Annotated in this window: 18 protein-coding genes; 13 read left to right on the forward strand and 5 right to left on the reverse strand. The window is 72.0% G+C overall.

Annotated features, from left to right (window positions below):
* A partial coding sequence (locus tag ACFV1W_RS36765) for an RNA polymerase sigma factor (RefSeq protein ID WP_380421646.1) occupies nucleotides 1-222 on the reverse strand: 222 nt, incomplete at its 3' end.
* A gap of 613 nt (nucleotides 223-835) precedes the next feature.
* Here ACFV1W_RS36765 and ACFV1W_RS36770 point away from each other — a divergent pair.
* From ACFV1W_RS36770 to ACFV1W_RS36810, 9 genes are all read left to right on the forward strand, one after another.
* Entirely contained in the window at nucleotides 836-3538 is a 2703-nt protein-coding gene (locus ACFV1W_RS36770; protein WP_380421631.1) for an AAA family ATPase, read from the forward strand.
* A gap of 81 nt (nucleotides 3539-3619) precedes the next feature.
* Nucleotides 3620-4075, forward strand: coding sequence for an SRPBCC family protein (locus ACFV1W_RS36775; RefSeq protein WP_380421632.1), 456 nt, complete (start codon nucleotides 3620-3622; stop codon nucleotides 4073-4075).
* 61 nt (nucleotides 4076-4136) lie between these two features.
* The gene (locus ACFV1W_RS36780; protein WP_380421633.1) at nucleotides 4137-5579 is read left to right on the forward strand and encodes an MFS transporter; all 1443 of its coding nucleotides are present in this window, start codon (nucleotides 4137-4139) and stop codon (nucleotides 5577-5579) included.
* Nucleotides 5580-5654: 75 nt separating this feature from the next.
* Complete coding sequence (locus tag ACFV1W_RS36785) at nucleotides 5655-6095, forward strand: SRPBCC family protein (protein ID WP_380421634.1); 441 nt, start codon at nucleotides 5655-5657, stop codon at nucleotides 6093-6095.
* Between the two features lie 49 nt (nucleotides 6096-6144).
* Nucleotides 6145-7491: a carotenoid oxygenase family protein gene (locus ACFV1W_RS36790; RefSeq protein WP_380421635.1), complete on the forward strand. Its 1347-nt coding sequence runs from the start codon at nucleotides 6145-6147 to the stop codon at nucleotides 7489-7491.
* A 76-nt stretch (nucleotides 7492-7567) separates the two neighbouring features.
* Nucleotides 7568-8134, forward strand: coding sequence for an SRPBCC family protein (locus ACFV1W_RS36795; RefSeq protein ID WP_380421636.1), 567 nt, complete (start codon nucleotides 7568-7570; stop codon nucleotides 8132-8134).
* Nucleotides 8135-8918: 784 nt separating this feature from the next.
* Entirely contained in the window at nucleotides 8919-9899 is a 981-nt protein-coding gene (locus ACFV1W_RS36800; RefSeq protein WP_380421647.1) for an IS701 family transposase, read from the forward strand.
* Between the two features lie 359 nt (nucleotides 9900-10258).
* Nucleotides 10259-10606, forward strand: a complete 348-nt coding sequence (locus ACFV1W_RS36805; protein WP_380421637.1) for a CU044_2847 family protein — start codon at nucleotides 10259-10261, stop codon at nucleotides 10604-10606.
* Nucleotides 10607-10609: 3 nt separating this feature from the next.
* A complete protein-coding gene (locus ACFV1W_RS36810) occupies nucleotides 10610-14503 on the forward strand; it encodes a trypsin-like peptidase domain-containing protein (protein ID WP_380421638.1) in 3894 nt (1297 codons plus the stop codon).
* A 75-nt stretch (nucleotides 14504-14578) separates the two neighbouring features.
* Here the strand turns inward: ACFV1W_RS36810 and ACFV1W_RS36815 are convergent, their stop codons facing one another.
* The 3 genes from ACFV1W_RS36815 to ACFV1W_RS36825 all read right to left on the reverse strand — a co-directional run bounded on the left by ACFV1W_RS36815 (nucleotide 14579) and on the right by ACFV1W_RS36825 (nucleotide 17205).
* A complete protein-coding gene (locus tag ACFV1W_RS36815; protein ID WP_380421639.1) occupies nucleotides 14579-15160 on the reverse strand; it encodes a helix-turn-helix domain-containing protein in 582 nt (193 codons plus the stop codon).
* Between the two features lie 309 nt (nucleotides 15161-15469).
* Nucleotides 15470-16408: a dihydrodipicolinate synthase family protein gene (locus ACFV1W_RS36820; RefSeq protein ID WP_380421640.1), complete on the reverse strand. Its 939-nt coding sequence runs from the start codon at nucleotides 16406-16408 to the stop codon at nucleotides 15470-15472.
* Nucleotides 16408-17205, reverse strand: a complete 798-nt coding sequence (locus tag ACFV1W_RS36825) for an aldolase (protein ID WP_380421641.1) — start codon at nucleotides 17203-17205, stop codon at nucleotides 16408-16410. The genes ACFV1W_RS36820 and ACFV1W_RS36825 overlap by 1 nt, the downstream gene beginning before the upstream one ends.
* Nucleotides 17206-17611: 406 nt before the next feature.
* On the opposite strand from ACFV1W_RS36825, the gene ACFV1W_RS36830 reads away from it, so the two are divergent.
* From ACFV1W_RS36830 to ACFV1W_RS36840, 3 genes are all read left to right on the forward strand, one after another.
* The gene (locus ACFV1W_RS36830) at nucleotides 17612-18199 is read left to right on the forward strand and encodes an RNA polymerase sigma factor (RefSeq protein ID WP_380421642.1); all 588 of its coding nucleotides are present in this window, start codon (nucleotides 17612-17614) and stop codon (nucleotides 18197-18199) included.
* Nucleotides 18200-18919 carry a hypothetical protein gene (locus ACFV1W_RS36835; protein WP_380421643.1) on the forward strand — a complete coding sequence of 240 codons (720 nt, stop codon included), beginning with the start codon at nucleotides 18200-18202 and terminating at the stop codon, nucleotides 18917-18919.
* A gap of 107 nt (nucleotides 18920-19026) precedes the next feature.
* Entirely contained in the window at nucleotides 19027-19326 is a 300-nt protein-coding gene (locus ACFV1W_RS36840; RefSeq protein ID WP_380421644.1) for a hypothetical protein, read from the forward strand.
* Nucleotides 19327-19358: 32 nt separating this feature from the next.
* Here ACFV1W_RS36840 and ACFV1W_RS36845 read toward each other — a convergent pair whose 3' ends face one another.
* A complete protein-coding gene (locus tag ACFV1W_RS36845) occupies nucleotides 19359-19721 on the reverse strand; it encodes a carboxymuconolactone decarboxylase family protein (RefSeq protein WP_380421645.1) in 363 nt (120 codons plus the stop codon).
* A 134-nt stretch (nucleotides 19722-19855) separates the two neighbouring features.
* Here ACFV1W_RS36845 and ACFV1W_RS36850 point away from each other — a divergent pair.
* Nucleotides 19856-20018, forward strand: a 163-nt coding sequence (locus ACFV1W_RS36850; RefSeq protein WP_380421648.1) for a LysR family transcriptional regulator, incomplete at its 3' end; no start/stop codon positions are given.

Below are 20018 nucleotides of genomic sequence, written 5' to 3' on the forward strand. Positions count from 1 at the left end.
GTGGAAGAAGACGTTCGGCCACCACCCGCTGTTCGCGTTCGTCGACCACCGCAGCGAGGGCTCCGGAGAGCCGGTCGCCGGTCTGCTGCGGCCGGAGGATGACTCGTCGGCCGTCGCCCAGTCGGCGGTCAGCCGGAAGGCGTGGTTGTACACGCTGCGCGCGTAGCCGTCGAACAGCCCGGCGAACGCGGCCGGCTCCCCAGCCCGTAGTCGGGCACGCATCTCGATGCTCACTTTCATCAGCTGCCTGCTCCTGGGCCCGGCTTCCCGTGAGCTGCCTCACATCCGCGGGGGCGGGTGCGGTGTGAGTGGTGTCAGTGCGTGGTGCCCTACGGCCTGGAGCTGGGTGAGGAGCTGGAGGGTGTCGGAGTTGAGCCACACGCCTACCGGCCTGTCGCCGACTGGTTCCGCACGCCCGACGACAGCCGCCACTGACCGGACCCGGCGTGCTGACGCCCCGGGAAGGCCGACCCGGGTAAGGCGTGCCCGACCTCGTTCGAGACGCCTGCGGCCAGCGCGAGGTCCAAGACGGCGGTGGCCACGCCGGTCGGCAGGCTGTCGTCGGACAGCAGCGGCGCGGAATGCTCGGCCGCAGGCTGACCGGGTCGCGCGGGGAGCCGACAAACTCGAACGAGATGTGATGGTCGTCGTGTGAGCGGGACGTGGTGGTCTTCCTGTGGACGTCCGGTGGTACCGGGCTGAAACCGATTCTCTGACTCTGTACGTTGTCCGTCACCTTCGGGATGTCCCCGGACAGCGGGCCACCTGTACTGTCGTACGGGCTGAGAGAAGAAGCCGTGGTCAAGTGGCATGGCATGATTCCGAGGTGGCTTCTGTGACCGTCTCTGAGTACATACCGCCTGCTGCACGTGCTGTCCTCGTCGACCTGTTGGCCGGTGCGCGGGCAGGTCGGGGCGGGGCGGCGGTCGTGCGTGGTGAGGCCGGCATCGGCAAGACGACGTTGCTGCGCCATGTCACTGACGGATTGTCGGGTGTGCGGCTTCTGTGGGTGAACGGGGCGGAGTTCGAGGCTGACTTCGCGTACGCCGCCGTCCACCAGTTGACCCGCCCACTGCACGAGCGGATCGGGCGGTTGCCCGCCGCGCAGCGGAACGCGCTGACGGTGGCGCTGGGGCTGGGGCTGGGCGAGGGAGGCACGCCGAGTCGTTTCGCCGTCGGATTGGCCCTGTTGGGGCTGCTGTCGGATGCTGCCCGGGAGCAGCCCGTGGTGTGCGTGGTGGACGATGCGCAGTGGCTGGATCGGGCGTCGGCGCAGGTACTGGCGTTCGTGGCCCGGCGGGTGGCGGACGAGTCGGTGACGTTCGTGTTCGGGGTGCGTGACCCGCACGTCGTCGCGGAGTTGGAGGGGTTGCCAGTGCTGACCCTGCCTCGGCTGTCCGACCAGGTGGCGCGCCGGCTGCTGGCGTCCAGTCTGCTCGGCCCCTTGGACGACCAGGTGCGGGAGCGGGTCCTTGCCGAGGCGCGCGGTAACCCCCTGGCACTGCTGGAGTTGCCGCGCCGGCTCGGGCCCGCCGCGCTGGCGGGCGGTTTCGGACTGCCGACGCCTGTCTCCCCGGCCAACCGGATCGAGCAGAGCTATCAGCAGCGGGTCTCCCGGCTATCCGAGGACGCCCGGATTCTGCTGCTGGTGGCGGCCGCCGAACCGCTGGGTGACCCTGGCCTGTTGTGGCGGGCGGCCGATCTGCTGGGGGTGGGCCCGCAGGCCGGGCCGGAGGCCGAGGCGAGCGAGCTGATCGAGTTGGGCGGGCAGTCGAGGTTCCGGCATCCGTTGGTGCGCTCGGCGGTGTACACGGCGGCCTCACCGGCGGAGCGCCGCCGGGTACACGGGGCGCTCGCAAAGGTCACCGATCCGCTGACGGCGCCCGACCGGCGTTCGTGGCACCGGGCGCAGTCCCTGTCCCGGCCGGATGAGGAGGTAGCGGCCGATCTGCTGCGATGCGCGGAGCGGGCGCGGCGCCGGGGCGGGGCCGCTGCCGAGGCGGCCTTCCTGGAACAGGCCGCGGGCCTGACGGCCGATCCGCGGCTGCGGGCCGAACGCAGTCTCGCCGCCGCGCGGGCCGCGATGGAGGCCGGCTCGTTCGAGAGCGCGCTGACGCTGGTCGAGACGGCCGAGGGCGGCCCGATCGACGCCCCCGGACGGGTGCAGGCGGAACTTCTGCGCGGCCGCGCGGCATTCTTCGGCGACGGTGCGGCGGACGCGGTCGGCCACCTGGTGGTGGCGGCCGCCCTCGATCCCGGCCGGGCGCGGATGCACCTGCTGGACGCCCTGCAGGCGGGTCTGGTGGTGGGCAGGTCCTCGCCCGCGGCGCGAGACGCCCTGGCGGCGGCCCGGCGGGCACCCGCCCCGACCGGTGACCGCTCGACCCCGGACGAGCTGTTGGAGGCACTCATCAGCTACCTCGACGGCGACCTCGCGGTGGTGCCGGTGCTGCTCGGGCTGCTGTCGCAGGTCACCGACCCGCTGTGGACGGGCCGGCTGTCGCTGGCCGCCTTGCTCGCCGTCGAGTTGTGGGACATCGCTTTGGAGGACCGGCTCGCCAGTCGGGCCGTTGACGCCGCGCGCGCCGGCGGAACGCTGATGGTCCTGCCGGTGGGCCTGTGGATGCAGGCGATGGCCGCCGCGCAGCGCGGGGACCTCCTCGATGCGGCGGCACTGAACAGCGAGGCCGACGGCATAGCCGAGGTGACCGGCGTCCCGCCGCACTGGTACGGCCGGCTGTTCGCGGCCGCGGTGCGCGGGGTGGACGCTGAGGCGCGGCCCCTGTTCGAGCGGGTGCTGGCCGAGTCGCACGCCCGGCGCAAGGGCATGCTGACGGCGACCGTCCACGCGGCGGCGGCGCTGCACGCCAACGGCGTCGCCGACCACCGCGCGGCACTGGCCTCGGCCCGGCTGGCCGTGGCGGACGGCGAGCTGGGAACGTCCAGCCTCGCCCTGCCCGAGCTGGTCGAGGCTGCCGTCCGGTGCGGCGAAAAGGGCACTGCCCAGGAGGCGTTCGCACGGCTGTCGCGGCACGCGTCGGCGGCGGGCACCGACTGGGCGCTGGGCGTGCGCGCGGCCCTCGCCGCCCTGCTGTCGGACGACCCGGAGGAACTCCACGCTGAGGCGGTGGCCCGGTTGGACGCCGCCGGCCTGCGGGTGTGGCACGGCCGGGCACTGCTGCACCAGGGCGCGTGGCTGCGCCGGGACGGCCGCCGTCGGGAGGCCCGGGAGGCGCTGCGCACCGCTCATGAGCTGTTCACCGCGACGGGCGCGAAGGGGTTCGCCGAGCGGGCCCGGGTGGAGCTGGCCGCCGCCGGCGAGCAGGCTCGGCCGGCCGGGCTCGGCGCGGTGGAGCTGTTGACCGGTCAGGAGCTCAACATCGCACGCCTGGTGGCGACCGGCGCGACCTCCCGGGAGGTCGCCGATCGGCTGTTCCTGAGCCCGCGCACCATCGACGCCCATCTGCGCAGTGTGTTCCGCAAGCTCGACGTCACCTCGCGCCGCCAACTCGCCGACGCGCTCGGCCGGGACGCCTAAGCCCGGTCGGCTCACTTAGGCAGTCGCCTAGGTGACTTTCGCCGATGAGGGCGCGGGGTGGGCCGGACCAGACTCGGGGGCATGAAGAACACGCCCTCGGGCATCGACCGGGCCGCCCCGGTCGTCGCCCGCCGTGAGCTGCCGATCCGGGCCCCGGCCACCGTCGTCTGGAAGCTGCTGACGTACGTGCCCGGCTGGCCGGCCTGGCAGCCGGACATCGCGGTGGCCCGCGCCCTGACTCCGCTGACGCCGGGCGCGGTGTTCCACTGGCGCACCGGCGGCGTGGACGTGACCTCCACCGTGTACACCGTGGACGCGCCCCGGTCGATTCTTTGGGGTGGCCTCTCGCAGGGCATCACCGCCGTCCACCAGTGGACGTTCACGCCTTCCTCCAGGGCGACCCTCGTCGTCACGGAGGAGTCCTGGGACGGTACGCCCGTGCGGGCCGACGCCGCCGCCGTCACCCGGGCCCTGGACCGGTCCCTTGCGCAGTGGCTGCTGCACCTGAAGTCCGCCGCCGAGCGCGCCGCGCGCTGACGCCGCGGCGCCGTTCCCCTCCCACCGGCCTGTTTCCCACGGCCCAGTTCACGGAGTTCCCATGCCCAGTCCGCTCCGCGGCACCGTCCTTGCGGTGCTGGCCGCCGCCCAGTTCACCGTCATGCTTGCCACCTCGATCGTGAACGTCGCCCTGCCGCAGATCAGGGATGGCGTCGGCCTCTCCGACTCCGCCACCACGTGGGTGGTCAACGCCTACGGCCTGGCGTTCGGGGCACTGCTGCTGGCCGGCGGGCGGGCCGCCGACCTGCTGGGACGGCGTCGCGTCCTGCTGGCCGGGTTGGGGACCTTCGGGGCCGCCTCCGCCATCGCCGCGCTGGCCACCTCGCCCGGTGTCCTGATCGCCGCGCGGGCCGTCCAGGGGGCCGGGGCGGCGGCCGTCGCTCCGGCGGCCCTCGCCCTCGCGGTGAGCCTGTCTGCGCCGGGCCCGGCCCGCGGCCGGGCGCTGGCGGTCTGGGGTGCGGTGTCCGGTGCGGGCGGTGCGGCGGGGGTGGTGCTCGGTGGGCTGCTGACCCAGGCGTGGGGCTGGCCATGGATCTTCCGCACGGTGGCGATCAGCAGCTTCGCGGTGCTGGCGGCGACGGCCGCATGCATCCCCGCAGCGAGCCGGGCGGAACGCGCCCGGTTCGACTGGGCCGGGATCGCCACGAGCGCCCTGTCCCTGACCGCCCTGGTGTGGGGTCTGACCACGGCCCGCCGCTCGGGCTGGACAGACCCCTGGGTGCTGACCGCGTTCGGCGCCGCCGCCGTGCTCGCGGTGGTGTTCTGGCGGGTCGAGCGCACCAGCACCTCCCCTCTGGTGCCGCCGCGGCTTTTGGCCGCCCGCGACGTGACGGTCGGGAACCTGCTGACGGGCCTGTTCGGCTCCGTGTGGATCGCGTTGTTCTTCTTCCTACCGCTCTACCAGCAACAGGTCCTCGGCGAGGATCCGCTGACCACCGGGCTCGGGCAACTCCCCCTCGCCTTCGCGAACATGCTCGGCGCCGCGCTCGCCCCCGCCCTCGTCCGCCGCACCGGCGGCCGCACCGCGCTGGTCTCGGCGCTGCTGACCGAGGCGGCCGGGATGCTGTGGCTGTCCCGGATCGGCACAGACGGCACCTTCCTCACCGATGTGCTCGGCCCGAGCGTCCTGGTCGGACTCGGCCTGAGCGTCGCCTTCGTCCAGCTCACCAGGCTGTCCGTGGCAGGCGTCGACGGATCGGACGCGGGCTTGGCGGGCGGCCTGGTCAACACCACCCGGCAGGTCGGAGGCGCCGTCGGGCTCGCCGTCCTGGCGACCGTCGCCGGATCCGTCACCTCCCGCGCCAGCAGCCACCAGTCGCCCCTGGAGGCGCTGACCGCCGGCTACCGCACCGCCTTCGCCCTGGGCGCCGCCGTCCTGGCCGGCACCGCCCTTCTCGCCGCCCTGTGGGTGCGCCGCACACCCACCGCTGACCGGCCGCGCCGCACGCCCACCGAGGAGTCCGCCGTCCCCGCCCGCCGCTGACTGCCTGGCACCCCTTCACTTCACGTCCCCTGCCCGCATCAACCCTTAGCACTGACCGCCGAGAGGAAAACACCCGTGCTCACCATCGACGAGAGCGCACCCGTCATCGTCCGCCTGTCCACCGAGATCAACGCCCCGCTGGAGCGCGTCTGGTCCCTGCACACCGACATCGACGACTGGCCGGTCTGGAACCCCGACATCGACCAGGCCCGCATGGAGGGCCCGCTCACCGAGGGCGCCTCGTTCACCTGGCGCACCCACGGGATGGAGATCACCTCCACCGTCCACGAGCTGGTGCCCGGCGCCCGGATCGTCTGGGGCGGCCCGGCCCACGGCATCCAAGGCGTCCACGTGTGGACCTTCGAACAGAGCGGTGACCGTGTCGTCGTCCGCACCGAGGAGTCGTGGAGCGGCGCGCCGGTCGACGCCGCCACCGACCAGCTCGCCGCAGCCCTGCGCACCTCCCTGGAGGACTGGCTCACCTGCCTCAAGAACCGCGCCGAGAAGCTTTCCTGACCCCGCCGCCTTCCCCCTGTTCCGCACTGGAGACACGAGGACCCTGAGCATGACCGCCAAGCCCTACCTGACCGGCCACTACACCCCCGTTGCCGACGAACTGACCGCCACCGACCTGACCGTCGAAGGCACCCTCCCGCCGGAGCTGACCGGCCGGCTGGTCCGCAACAGCCACAACCCGAAGCCGGGCGTCACCCCCACCCACTGGTTCAAGGGCAGCGGCATGGTGCACGGCATCCGGCTGCGCGAGGGCCGCGCCGAGTGGTACCGCAACCGCTGGGTACGCACCCCCGCGCTGGACGGCGCCCCCTACATGACCGAGAACGGCCCCGACCTGACTGCCTCCACCGCCGGCACCCACGTGATCGAGCATGCCGGCCGGCTGCTCGCCCTGTGCGAGGCGAACCTCCCCTTCGAACTCACGCCCGAGCTGGACACCGTCGGCGCCTACGACTTCGACGGCAAGCTGCGCAGCGCGATGACCGCGCACCCCAAGAGCGACCCGGTCACCGGCGAGCTGCACTTCTTCGGCTCCTCGCCCTTCCCGCCCTACCTGGTGTACTACGTCGCCGATGCCAAGGGGCAGATCACGCACAGCGCAGAGGTCCCCGGTGCCAGCGCCGCGCTCAAGCACGACTTCGCGATCACCCGCCACCACGTGGTCTTCGTGGAGGGCACCGTCACCTTCGACCCCACCGAGCACTCCGGCATCCCCTACTCCTGGCAGGACGAGCAGCCGTCCCGGATCGGCGTCATGCCGCGCGGAGCGCAGGGCGCCGCCGCGATCCGCTGGTTCCCGATCGAACCCGGCAACATGCTCCACGTCGCCAACGCCTACGACGACGGCCAAGGCCGCATCGTGCTGGAGGGCCCCACCGTCGACCGCGAGGGCTTCCAGCTCTCCTGGAACTGGTGGGTCGGCGCGCCCGGCCGCGGCAGCGAGCCCAACGCCCGCTCCTACAACCGCCGCTGGGTCCTCGACCTGGCGACCGGCCGGGTCGACGAGCGGGTGGTCGACGACCTCGCCATCGAGTTCCCCACCCTCAACGAGGACTTCCTCGGCATCGAGAACCGCTACCAGTACGCGATCTCCTTCCCCGACCAGAACGGCTTCGGCGGCTACGGCGTCGTCAAGTACGACCGTGCCACGGGTGAGCGGCGCATCCACCAGGCCGGCGACGCCCGGCTGCCCAGCGAAGCGGTGTTCGTCCCCGCCACCGGCGGTACCCGGGAGGACGACGGCTACCTGCTCACCGTCGTCTCCGATCTCAAGCAGGACGCCTCCCAGCTGCTCGTTCTGGACGCGGCCGACCTCGACAAGGTCGCCACCGTCCACCTCCCCCGCCGCGTCACCGCCGGAATCCACGGCTCCTGGATTCCCGACAGCACCCTCTGACTCCACCCGAGCCGGATCCCGGGGACGCCCGCCGCCCCCGGGATCCGCCATACCACTTCAAAGAAAGAGCACAGCCATGCGCGCACCCACCGCAGCCACCACCACCGCCCTCACCCTCGCACTACTCCTCACTGCCTCCACTGCCGCGTCCGCCCTCACCACCGACCAGACGCCCACCGCAGCGGCCGCCCACCGCACCGACGTGCAGATCGACGAACACGCCCCGGTCATCACCCGCGCCGACATCCTCATCCACGCCCCGCTGCACACCGTCTGGAAGATCCAAACCGACGTCGAGAAGTGGCCCGCCTGGCAGCCCAACGTCGAAACCGTCGTCAAGAACACCCCCGGCCAGTTGCGCCCCGGCTCAAGGTTCCGCTGGAGCACCGAAGGACTCGACATCACCTCCACCGTCCAGCAGGTCGACCACGGCAGGCGCCTCGCCTGGGGCGGCCCGGCCCAGGGCATCACCGCCGTCCACGTCTGGACCTTCACCCCCACCCGCGACGGCATCCTCGTCCACACCGAGGAGTCCTGGACCGGAGAACCCGTCACCGCGAACCAAGCCGCCCTGCAGGCGGCCCTGGACAACTCCCTGCACGACTGGGTCACCAACCTCAAGCACGAAGCAGAAAACCGGTAATTGATCACAAGGCCGGGACCGGGCAGCCCCGTGCTGCTGAGCAGACGTCCTGGCCCCGGCCCGTGGGACTGGTGTTCCCACGCGGTCGAGAGTCTGCTGGACGATGTGCAGGCCGGGGCGCCCGGCCGCCCCGCCGACGCTGACGCCAGCGGGGCGGCCGGGCAGCGGGTCGGTGACGGTGTTCCGCAGGATGGTGCCGTCGATGCCTTGTTCCACCTCGCTGTGCGCATACCGGATGGGCGGCCGAAGCCGTCCAGGCGTGGTGAGGCGCAGACGGCCGGGCCCGGGAACGAGGGGGTGCGTTCCACGCGGGCCCGGCCGGCGGGAGGCCAGCAGCGCCGACAGGAGGCGCGGCTGCTCGGCGGCCCGGCGGGCGCTGTGGTGGGGCCGCCGTGCCGGGAAGCCAGACCCGCCGATCAGCCGAAGGCCAGGGCTATGACCTGCGAGTTTTTCGGCCGCGAGCATGCCATCCGGCAGCGCTCCAACAGCGGGCGAACAGGGCCGTCGGCGGAAAGCGGCGAGTGGATGAGGGGCGCCGGTCCGCTGCCCGCTCGGGGGTTCGGACGCGGACCGGCCTGTACCAGTCTGTGCGTGCCCCCGCCGCGCTGCCGCCAGGGTTGCTCCCGGCGGGTCCAGGGTGTCTCCCGACCAGCAGCGGACCGATACTCGGATCCCCAGAGGGCGTGTTCATCATCGATGACACCGGCTTCGTGAAGAAAGGCACGTCTCCGCCGGAGTCCAGCGCCAGTACTCCGGCACCGCCGGCCGCACCGAGAACTGCCAGATCGGCGTCTTCGCCGCCTACGCCACCAGCCGCGGCCACGCCCTGGTCGACCGAGTGCTCTACCTGCCCAAGTCCTGGACCGATGACCGCGAACGCTGCAGGGCCGCACGCATCGCCGACGAACGTGCCTTCGCGACGAAGGGCGAGCTGGCCCGCACCATGATCACGCGCGCGCTGGCCTCGCCCCTGCCCATCGCCTGGGTCACAGCCGACTCCGCCTACGGCCAGGACTCCCACTTTCGCCGCTTCCTCGAAGACGCCCAACTCTCCTACGCGGTAGCGGTGCCGAAGTCCCAGCAGGTCCACGGCCCGCGCATCGACCACCTCATCGGCCAGGCCCCGCCCGAGGCCTGGCAACGTCTGTCCGCCGGGGTCGGCGCCAAGGGCGAACGCCTCTACGACTGGGCCGCCGCCCGCCTGCCCGCCGTCTGGGAGTTCGACGGCGACGAACCCACCCGCCAGCACTGGATGCTGGCCCGCCGCAGCATCGCCAAGCCGGACGAGATCGCCTACTACCTGGCCTGCGCGCCGTTGGAGGCCACCGTCGCGGACCTGGTCCGCGTAGCGGGCTGCCGCTGGAAGATCGAGGAGGCCTTCCAGAGCGCCAAGAACGCATGCGGCCTGGACCAGTACGAAGTGCGCCGCTACGTGGGCTGGTACCGACACTCTCCATGCTCGGCCCACACGTTCCTGGCCGCCATCGCCGCCCAGGAACGCGAAAAGGGGGGCAGCAATCCCGACACGCCCGACCTCGTGGACCTCACACCGGCCGAGATTCGCCGTCTGCTGGCAACTGGCCCCCGCCACCGTACTCCGGACCGCAGCCACGCAGTGACATGGTCCCGGTGGCGTCGACGTCACCAAGCACACGCCCGGCGCTGTCACTACGTGCGGCGCGGCCACCCGTGGGCGGGACATCCACGTCAAAGCCGCCCCACCCACCCGGAAGTCTCGCTACACTCACCGTCCCCAGGCCGCTGACCAGGGCACATGGAGAACTCTCACTGGAGTACTAGCCGGCGGCCGGCGGCGAGGCTTTCATTCACACGGCCCACTCCGAGTGCGGCAGGTACTGGCACTGATGACGATGACACCGGGTGGCAGCGTGCGATGCGTCCTCAGGGCCGGTAAGCGGTTCACGCGCTCGGTGGTTCTTGGTTGAAGAGCGTTTGCGAACGGTCCCCCGGCCCCGAGCCGCCGCAGTCGCCAGTTCTACGGACAGCGCTGGCGTCCCAGCCCCGGCTGTGGGCGGCCCGGCGTGCCCGCGGTACCGCCCGCTTCCGTCCGAGAGGCCCGAAGGCCCGTGTGTCGACGAGTGCGACGGGGTGAAGGAGGAGATCGTGGCAGCTCTGGCCCGGATGCCGTTGGAGGGCGGGGGCTGTGTCCTGATCGAGGCCCCGGCGGGGCTGGGGGGGCCGGTGAAGGCCGGTCGTGTCGGCGATGCCATCCATGAGCTGCCGGAGAGTCTGCAGGAGGCTCTGCAGCCGGTCACCGAGGCGGCGCGGGCCACCCTCGACCAGCTGCGCAAGGCCTGCCCCGACGAGATCACGGTCGCGTTCGGCGTCGACCTCGCGGTCGAGGCCGGGGCCGTGATCACCAAGGCCGGTGCCACCGGTCATCTGATGGTGACCATGACGTGGAACAGGAACACGGCCGGCCACCCGGGCGCGGGCGAGAGTCCGGGGTGACCGGTGGACATCGCTGGCAAGGGGCCGGACGGCGACCGTGCGCCAGGGCTGCTTTCCGCCGTGGCCCAGGTCCTCGGAGCGGGCGGTGAGGTGGCCGGAGCGGGTTTCCTGGTGGCCGAGGGCCTCCTGGTCACCTGCGCGCACGTGGTGGTCGCCGCCGGGAGCGGGCCCGGGGAGCGGGTGCGGCTGGTATTCCCACACGCGGACGATGCGCCGCGGGTGGAGGGCAGGGTCCTGGACGAAGCCTGGCGTGCCCCGGAAGGCGACGACATCGCCGTCGTGCGCCTGAACAGGACCACCGCGGGTACGGAGCCGTTGCCGTTGGGCGCGGCGGCGGGCTGCCGGGGCCACCGGGTGCGGTCGTTCGGGTTCCCCGCGCAGGCCCCGCCGGGCGGGCACTTCGGCTTCGGGGTGGCCGGTGATCTGCTGCCGCCCGGCGCGGGCAGGGGCGCGCTGCTGCAGTTGACCGATGCCAACGACCTGACCACCGGGTTCAGTGGCGGCCCGGTCCTGGACGAGGTGACCGGCCTGGTCGTCGGCATGGTCACCGAGATCACCGCCCCCGACGCCTTTGAGCGGGGGCAGGGCATCGCCTATGCCACGCCGACGCGAACACTGCGGGAAATCCAGCCCGACCTGGCCGAGCGGGACGTGTGCCCCTACCGGGGCCTGGAGCCCTTCACCGCGGAGCAGGCTCGGTGGTTCGAGGGCCGCAGGGACGCGGTACGGCAGGTGCTGGCGAACCTGACCCGGCACAGGCGGCTGACGCTGCTGCTCGGGCCCTCCGGATCGGGCAAGTCGTCCCTGATCCAGGCCGGCGTCCTACCCGCCCTCGCCGCGGCTGAACTACCCGGCAGCGAACGGTGGTTACCCGTGCTCGCCAGACCGAGGCAGGATCTGGTGGCCGAACTCGAACACGCCGGGCTCCCCGGGGCCGCCACCGACGGGATCGCCGCCGCCGTCACCCGCAGACTCGCGGCCGACCCCGGCTACCAGCGCATCATCCTGATCATCGACCAGTTCGAGGAGTTCCTCGCCCAGCCCGCCGACGGCCGACGGCCGGACCGCCGCCTGGCCGTCGCGGACCAGCTCACCGCGGCGGTCGACTCGATCGCCCGGCTCCAGGTGATCCTGGTCATGCGCGACGACTTCTACCACCAACTCGCCGCCCTGGCACCGAAGTTGCTGCACGCCGCGATGCCTGGGCTCCTCAACGTGCCGGGCAGCCTGAGCCAAGACGACCTGTGCGACATCATCACCCTGCCCGCCCAGGACGTGGGCGCCCGCTTCCAGCCCGGACTGCCCGAGCAGATCGTCACCGACGTCCTGGCCACCACCCCCGACGGGACCGCCAGCCGCCAGGCTCCCGTCACCGTCCTGCCCCTGCTGGAGCTGGCCCTCAGCCAGCTCTGGCAAGGCCGCCAGGACGGCTACCTCACCCACGACGCCTACCGGCGCATCGGCGCGGTCACCGGAAGCCTGACCACCTGGTGCGACACCGCTCTCGACCAGCTGGCCCCCGGCCACCGGTCCATCGCACGGCGGATCCTGACCTCCCTGGTTCGCCCGGCCGACCCGGGCCACCAGATTCCGGCCATCCGGGCACAGGTCCCCCTGCGGGAGCTGCGCGACCTGGCAGCCGACCCCGACGCCGTTCCCGGCAGCGAGCGAGCTTTCGACGCCGTCCTCGCCGCCCTCACCGGCCACCGGATCATCACCACCTACACGCCCACGGCCGTAGGATCCGACGCCCCGGCCGGGCAGCCGGTGGCCGAGCTCATCCATGACGCGCTCATCCGCGACTGGGGCACGCTACGCGAGTGGGTCAACCAGGACCACCGCTTCCAGGAGTGGCTCGAACACACCCGGGAACGGCGAGCCCGCTGGGCCGAGCAGAAGGACCCCGGTGACCTGCTCGGCGGGACAGCGCTCGCGGAAGGCCTCGAATGGTCCCGGCACCGCCGCCTACCGAGCGGGATCGCCACCTTCCTCGCCGCCAGCAGGCAGCGCCAGCAGGCCGTCATCCGGCGCAGCAGACGTCTCAACGCGATCCTGGCCGGGGTCGTCGTCCTCGCACTCGCCGCTGCGGGATACGCCGTCTGGCAGCAGCGGACGGCCGTCGCCGAACGGCAGACGGCCCTCTCCCGGCAGCTCGCCCTCCAGGCCGGCACCCTCATCAGCACCAACCCCGACCTCGCCTCGCTGCTGGCCGTCCAGGCGTACCGCACCGGCCACACTGCCGAAGCCGTCGAGAGCCTGGACAATGCCGCGTCCCTCCCACTGCGGCGACGCCTGTCCGGTCACACCGACTCGGTCTACTCGGTGGCGTTCAGCCCCGACGGCCACACCCTCGCAACCGCCGGCGCCGACGGAACCGTTCGCCTGTGGGACGCGGCCACCGGAGCGAACCGCACCACCCTCACCGGCCACAGCGGAGAGGTGCGCTCGGTGGCGTTCAGCCCCGACAGCCACACCCTCGCAACCGCCGGCACGGACAGGACCGTTCGCCTGTGGGACGCGGCCACCGGCACTGTCCGAGCCACCCTCACCGGCCACGCCAACGAGGTCTACGCGGTGGCGTTCAGTCCCGACGGCCGCACCCTCGCAACCGGCAGCCGCGACTACACGGCACGGCTGTGGGACGTGGCCACCGGCACGACCCGCTTGACCCTGACCGGCCACAGTGACGCGGTGGTCTCGGCGGCGTTCAGTCCTGACGGCCGCACCCTCGCAAGCGGCAGTGCCGACAACACCGTACTGCTGTGGGACGTAACCACCGGCGCCACCCGCACGCCTCTGACCGGCCACACCGGCGAGGTGTACTCGGTGGCGTTCAGCCCCGACGGGAAGACCCTCGCGTCCGGCAGCGGCGACAAGACCGCGCGGCTGTGGGATGCGGGGTCCCGCTCGATGCTGACGGGCCACACCGGACCGGTGTGGTCGGTGGGGTTCAGCCCCGACGGGAAGACCCTCGCCACCGGCAGTACCGACCGGACCGCGAAACTGTGGGACGTGGCCACCGGCGCAGCCCGCTCAACCCTGACCGGCCACACCGGCGAGGTGTGGTCGGTGGCGTTCAGCCCCGACGGGAAAGCCCTCGCCACCGCCAGCGGCGACAACACCGCACGGTTGTGGGACGTGGCCACCGGCGCGGCCCGTGCCACCCTGATCGGTCACGCCGACATGGTGATGTCGGTGGCGTTCAGCCCGGACGGGAAGACCCTCGCCACCGCCAGCCGCGACCACACCGCGAAACTGTGGGACGTGGCCACCGGCGCGGCCCATGCCACCCTGACCGGCCACACCAACACGGTGTTCTCGGCGGCGTTCGGTCCTGACGGTCGCACCCTGGCAACCGGCAGCGCGGACCGAACCGTTCGGCTGTGGGACGCGGCCACCGGCAGGAGCCTCAGCACGCTGACCGGCCACACCGGCGAGGTGTGGTCGGTGGCGTTCAGCCCCGACGGGAAGACCCTCGCCACCGCCAGCGGCGACAACACCGCACGGTTGTGGGACGTGGCCACTGGCAGGAGCCTCACCACCCTGACCGGCCACACCAACACGGTGTTCTCGGCGGCGTTCAGCCCCGACGGGAAGACCCTCGTCACCGCCAGCCGCGACCACACCGTGAAACTGTGGGACGTGGCCACCGGCGCAACCCGTGCCACCCTGACCGGCCACACCGACATGGTGTTGTCGGCGGCGTTCAGCCCCGATGGAAGAACCATCGCCACCGGTAGTTACGACGACACCGCACGGCTGCGGACCATCGTCCTCCCCCGACCCGCCGCAGCGGTCGAGCGGATCTGCCGGGCCGTCAGCCGAGGTCTGACCCAGGAGGAGCGGGCGGCGTACCTGCCGGACCAGTCAGCCGGTCCGGCATGTCCGCCCGGCTGAACCCGGGAGTTCGGCGGCGCGCCACTCCCCGGCCGTAGCCATAGGACCTCAGCGGCGTCGGGCCGGAGCGACGGATCAGGGCAGGTGGGCCCGCGACGTCTGCTGCACGGTCGCGTCGGCGTCGTCATGGGCGACGAGGAGGAGCACGGCGGCTCGCCGGGCACCGACGGAGCGCAGCTTGTGCGGTGTGCTGGCTTTGAAGTAGGCGCAGTCCCCCGGGTGAAGGGGGATCGAGCGCGAGGGCAGGATGAGCTCGGCCTGCCCTTCGTGCACGAAGACGAATTCCTCCCCGGGGTGGTCGCGGAAGGGGACGTGGTCGGCGTCGTGCGGCGGGTGCAGCATGAACGGGGCCATGCTCTTGGTGCCGGCGGCGAGCGCCATTCCCTCGTAGCGGGTGCCGGGTTCGTCGGCGGCCGTGAGCGCCTGCCGTTCCCCCGCCCGGGTGACGATGACGTCGACGAGTTCTTCGCTGTCGGCGAAGAGGTGGTCCAGGGGAACGCCCAGGGCTTTGGCGAGAGAGGCGCACACGGCGATCGACGGGAGGCTGTGCCCGCGCTCCACCTTGGAGAGGTAGCTCTTGGTGACCCCGGAGAGGTCGGCCAATGCTTCGAGCGTCATCAACCGTTCCTTGCGCAGCTGCCGTACCCGGTTGATCACTGTCTCTTCCCTTCGCGCATCCCGCGGCCTTCGGGCCGGCCGAGAGCCCCAGTATCCCTGGGTATCCCGGTCGGCCCGGTGGGCGCCCCCGGTGATCAGGACGTGGTCCCCGGCGGGGTGCCGGGCGGCGATGCGGACGCTGAGCCGTACGGGCACGGCAGCGAGGATCGGCGGGCCGTCGTGATCCAGTACAGGGCCCATCCCCGCGAAGCGGTCGTCGCCACCGTTCCGGGAGACGGACCGGGGCCGCGGAAGCGGTCGGCCCGCTGCACGGCGTGGGCGGCGGAGCTGCGCCGGCCGGGCGTGTCCTCAGGCGGCCGGTTCCGCCGTGCCTGCGCCCTGACCGTCCACGACGGGACGCCCCGCCAGACGCTCGAGCAGCTTTCGCAGGTGCTCCGTCTCCTGGTCCGGCAACGGCAGCAGCGGCGTGCGCGGGTGACCGCTGCCGCGCCCCTGCAGCCGGAGCCCGGCCTTGATGGCACGGGGCAGGCCGTGGTCGACGATGAACCTCAGGAACGGGAGCAGGTCCGCCAGGACGGCGTCGGCGCGGACGTCGTCGCCGCGCGTGGCTGCGGCATACAGCTCCAGGACCCGCTGCGGGACCAGGCACGGTGCCGCGGTGCACCAGCCCACGGCCCCGGAGCGGAAGGCCTCCAGGGCGACCGGGTTGTTGCCGTTGTAGACCGACAGTGCCCCGTCGGACAGTTCACGGAGGGCGCGGAAGCGGGCGACGTCGCCGGAGCTTTCCTTGACCATGGTGAGGGTGGGGATCTTGCGGGCGAGGGCGGCCACCGTTTCCGGGAGCAGGTCGACCCCGCTGGTGCCCGGGTTGTTGTAGAGCATCACCGGAAGGTCCGTCGCGGCCGCCACGGCCGCGTAGTGCCGTTCCAGTTCGGCCGGTGTCAGCTTCCAGTACACCTGGGGCAGCACCATGATCGCGGTGGCGCCGTGCCGGGCGGCCACGCGAGCCCTGCGCACCGTGCCCTCGGTGCTCCAGTGGGAGACGCCGACCAGGGTGGGGACGCGCTTCGCGACGGCCTGCAGCGTGGTCGCGCAGACGGCGTCCCATTCCTCCTCGCGAAGGTATGCGCTCTCACCGGTGCTGCCCAGCGGGGCGACGGCGTGGCTTCCCGCGGTGACGAGGTCGTCGGTGAGCCGGCTCAGCGCGGCGAGGTCGACTTCGCCGGTGACCGTGTCGAAGGGGGTGACGGGGTAGGAGATGATTCCCTGCAGCGGCGGATTGGTCATCAGATCCTCACCTGGCCGGAGACGCAGTCGGGGTGGTTGCGCAGTGCCCGGCGCGCGTAGTAGGCGAAGTTCGCCTTGTTGCGCCGGTCGGTGGAGGTCCAGTCGTGGGCCTCGCGGGCGAGTTCGGGGTCGAGCGGCTGGACGGTGCCCGCCGCCATGGCGAGGAGCTGCAGGCGCGCGGCCCGCTCGATGAGCATCGCGAGGTTGCAGGCTTCCTCCACCGTCGCGCCGGTCACGAGCTGACCGTGGTGGGCGAGGAGGATGGCGCGCTTGCCGCCGAGGGCGCCGGCGATGATCTCACCCTCCTCGTTGCCCACGGGGACGCCCGGCCATTCCTTCAGGAAGGCGCAGTCGTCGTACAGGGGCGTGGTGTCCATCTGGGAGACCACCAGGGGGACTTCCAGCATCGCGAGAGCCGCGGTGTGCAGCGAGTGGGTGTGGACGATGCAGTTGACGTCCTCCCGGACCTGGTAGATCCAGGTGTGGAACCGGTTCGCGGGGTTGGGCATGCCCTCGCCCTCGAGCACCTGGAGGTCCTCGTCCACGAGCAGCAGGTTGTCCTCGGTGATCTCGTCGAAGCCGAGGCCCAGCCGCTGGGTGTAGTAGGTACCCGGCCGCGGGCCGCGGGCACTGATCTGCCCGGCGAGTCCCGAGTCGTGTCCGCCGTCGAAGGCGATGCGGCACGTCAGGGCCAGCTTCTGCCGCGTGGTCAGCTCCGAGTCGCCGAAGAAGCTGTCCATCTGCTGTTTCGCACGGCTGACCAGCACGTCCTTCGAGTCTCGCAGGGTCTTTGCCATCTTCGCTCTCCTCCTGGGGGTGCGCGGGGTCGCCCTCCGGCGGCGCCGCGCGTCCGGGTGCCGCTGGAGCAGCACCTCAAGAAACTTTGTTCACCATAGGACACCTTGTGTCATTCAGCAAGAGTGGCCCGTTGGAGCGGTCGAGGTGGTCCTGCCGGAGGGGGCGCACCGGTAGGCGCTTCACGCCGTGTGCTCGCCCGGAACAGCCCGCAGCCGGTCGAGGAGGTCGTCCGCCAGGGCGGCATCGGCGAAATCGTTCGCGGTCCAGTGACGACGGACATGACATCGCCTCACATGTCAGCCCGCTGAGCACCGGGGCCTCAAAGTCGGTTCCGGTGCGGATGTAACGCTCCTGTCGTGCGTCGCCAAGAGGAGATGTGGGGGACGGACAGACAAGGGAGTCGATGTGAGGAAACCGCCGGACAGCGGTCTGGTCGCGCGGATCGGTGAGGATCCAGAGGCGTTCGAGGCCTTCTATCGGGAGCACGTGCAAGCAGTGCTGCGGTACGCGACCCGGCGGACCCGGGACCCGCACGCTGCGGCCGACCTGGTCACCGAGGTCTTCCTCGCGGCGATCTCCGCCGCCGGCGGGTACCGGCCGCAGCTGGGCACGCCGATCGCCTGGCTGCACGGCATCGCCCGCAACGTGGCCGCGTCCCAGGAACGGCGCGCGGCGCGGATCTGGGCGGCAGAGGGCCGAATAGCCGGCCACCGGCTGCTGGACGGCGATGACATCGCACGGCTGGAGGAGCGCATCGACGCCGAGCGCGCCTCGCGACAGCTGCTGGAACGCATCGCTCTGCTGCCGCGCGGACTGCGGGAGGTGCTGGAACTGGTTGCGGTTGACGGTCTGAGCGTCTCCGAGGCCGCCAAGGCACTCGGTATCAGCACCGTGGCTGCCCGGGTCCGGCTGCACCGGGCTCGCAAGGCCCTCCAGCAGCCCGGCGCCAATCCCGAACCCTCTCCGTCCCCCTCGTCCCTTGTGGAGGCCTGAATGAACGCCGAACGCTTCGAGGAGCGGTTGATGCACGAGCTCAAGAACCATGTCCAGCAGCGGGCGGAAAGCCCGCACCCGGACCAGTCGGCCACGGCCCGACCCCGCCGTGGCGTCCGCGTGCGCTGGGTCCCGGTCGGTTTGGCCTCGGGTCTGGCCGCCGCCGTGGCAGGCGTCGCCCTGACTGTGCTGCCGAACCAGCCCGCGGCCGCCTACACCCTGCAGAACGACGGGAGCGACCTCGTCAAACTCACCATCGTCAACCCGGCCGGGAAGATCGACCTGGGCAGGCTGCAGAAGGACCTGGACCGCATCGGCGTTCACAGCCGCGTGCTGGCCGGTGACCCCGACTGCGCCACCCCGTGGGGCGGTCCCGACCCGACCGCGTCCCCCAGCCCGTCCTCGTCCCCGTCCACCTCCCCCAACCCGGAGCCGCCCCGCGGCGAAACGCCGCGCTCGGCCCCGCCCGGTTCGGCGCGCCCCTCCCCCAGCGACGCCAGCCTGCCGGCCGACGGCTGGGACATCGGTGGGGAGGACGGCAAGACCGTTCTCTACATCCGCCCCAGCAAGATCCCCGCCGGCAAGCTGCTCATGGTGGGCTTCCCCCTCGCCAAGACCGCCCCCTCCCACGCCTACGGCGTGATCACGGCAGGTCTGCTGGACGGATCGGGCCCGGACTGCCTGCCGGCCCCGCCGCCCGGCACGGTTCACTTCCAGTAGAGCCATGACTGTGCCCACGGTCGTCTCGCGGCCGTACTGACCACCGTGTCGGCCGCCCGGCCGGGGCGTCATCCTCCGCCGCGGCCGGTATCGGCGGAGGATGACGCGTGTCGGCGACCGGCTCGCGGGTCCGCGGCCGCGGCGGATACGGCCGTGGCCGGCCCCAGCGGCGGCCGACAAGCCTCGCCGGTGCGGCGGACGGCGCGGTGGAGGCGTTGGAGGGCGACGAAGCGGTTCATCCGGTCGGCCTGGGGGAGGCGGTACTTGAGGCGCAGTTGGGGGCCGAGGCTGGCCTGGGCCTCGGGGCCGATGGCCTGGAGGAGGCGGCTGACGTGCTTTCGGCACACAACTCCCGGACCGCGCGCGCATCCCGGGCAGGGCGTTCCAAAGCCTCGGTGACCATGTGAGTCCGCCGGCCAGAGGCGGTGCGTGGCAGGGCCTACGAGGGTGACGACGTGACCGAGTGTCCGTCGTAGAGCTTCATCGCCTGCAGGCCATGAGCCAGCGCCCCGCCGGCACGCACCGCTCCGGCAACGAAGATGACCTCCGCGAGTTCCTCGGCGGTGACGCCGTGCCGGCGGGCCTGGGCGGTGTGCACGTCGAGGCAGTACGAGCACTGGGTGGTCAGTGCCACGGCGATCGCCACCAGTTCACGGTACTTGCGTGGCACGGAGCCGTTTCCGCGGTCGACGACCTCCTGGAAGGACTGCCAGGCGGCGAACTCCTCGGGAGCGAGGCGGCCGACCTGCCGGGCGCGTTGCAGGTCGGACGGCTCGGCGTAGCCGTGGCTGTGCTGGTGCATGCGAGTGCCTCCGTTGGTGAGCAGGAGTCGGGCGAGAACCATTCGCTCGCGCCGGGACCAGCTCACCAGCGCACCCGCAGGGCCGTCCAAGACTGTTTCGGTAGTCCTCGGACCGTCTCGATATGGTGCACGGCATGGATCTTCGCCGCCTGCGGTATTTCGTCGCCGTGGCCGAGGAGTTGCACTTCGGTCGCGCGGCTGCGCGGCTGCACATGTCGCAGCCCCCGCTCAGCCAGCGCATACGTGAGCTCGAGAACGAGCTCGGCTGTCAGTTGTTCCAACGCTCCGCGCAGGGCG

Origin of the sequence: Kitasatospora sp. NPDC059648, from assembly GCF_042734825.1 — a bacterium.
In the GTDB taxonomy this organism is placed as follows: Bacteria; Actinomycetota; Actinomycetes; order Streptomycetales; family Streptomycetaceae; genus Kitasatospora.

Excerpts from the sequence above, each read along its gene's own strand:
- ACFV1W_RS36790 (WP_380421635.1), top strand. The coding sequence starts at position 6,145 with ATGACCGCCAAGCCCTACCTGACCGGCCACTACACCCCCGTTGCCGAC.
- ACFV1W_RS36820 (WP_380421640.1), bottom strand. The coding sequence starts at position 16,408 with ATGACCAATCCGCCGCTGCAGGGAATCATCTCCTACCCCGTCACCCCC.
- ACFV1W_RS36825 (WP_380421641.1), bottom strand. The coding sequence starts at position 17,205 with ATGGCAAAGACCCTGCGAGACTCGAAGGACGTGCTGGTCAGCCGTGCG.
- ACFV1W_RS36845 (WP_380421645.1), bottom strand. The coding sequence starts at position 19,721 with ATGCACCAGCACAGCCACGGCTACGCCGAGCCGTCCGACCTGCAACGC.
- ACFV1W_RS36835 (WP_380421643.1), top strand. The coding sequence starts at position 18,200 with ATGAACGCCGAACGCTTCGAGGAGCGGTTGATGCACGAGCTCAAGAAC.
- ACFV1W_RS36775 (WP_380421632.1), top strand. The coding sequence starts at position 3,620 with ATGAAGAACACGCCCTCGGGCATCGACCGGGCCGCCCCGGTCGTCGCC.
- ACFV1W_RS36795 (WP_380421636.1), top strand. The coding sequence starts at position 7,568 with ATGCGCGCACCCACCGCAGCCACCACCACCGCCCTCACCCTCGCACTA.
- ACFV1W_RS36780 (WP_380421633.1), top strand. The coding sequence starts at position 4,137 with ATGCCCAGTCCGCTCCGCGGCACCGTCCTTGCGGTGCTGGCCGCCGCC.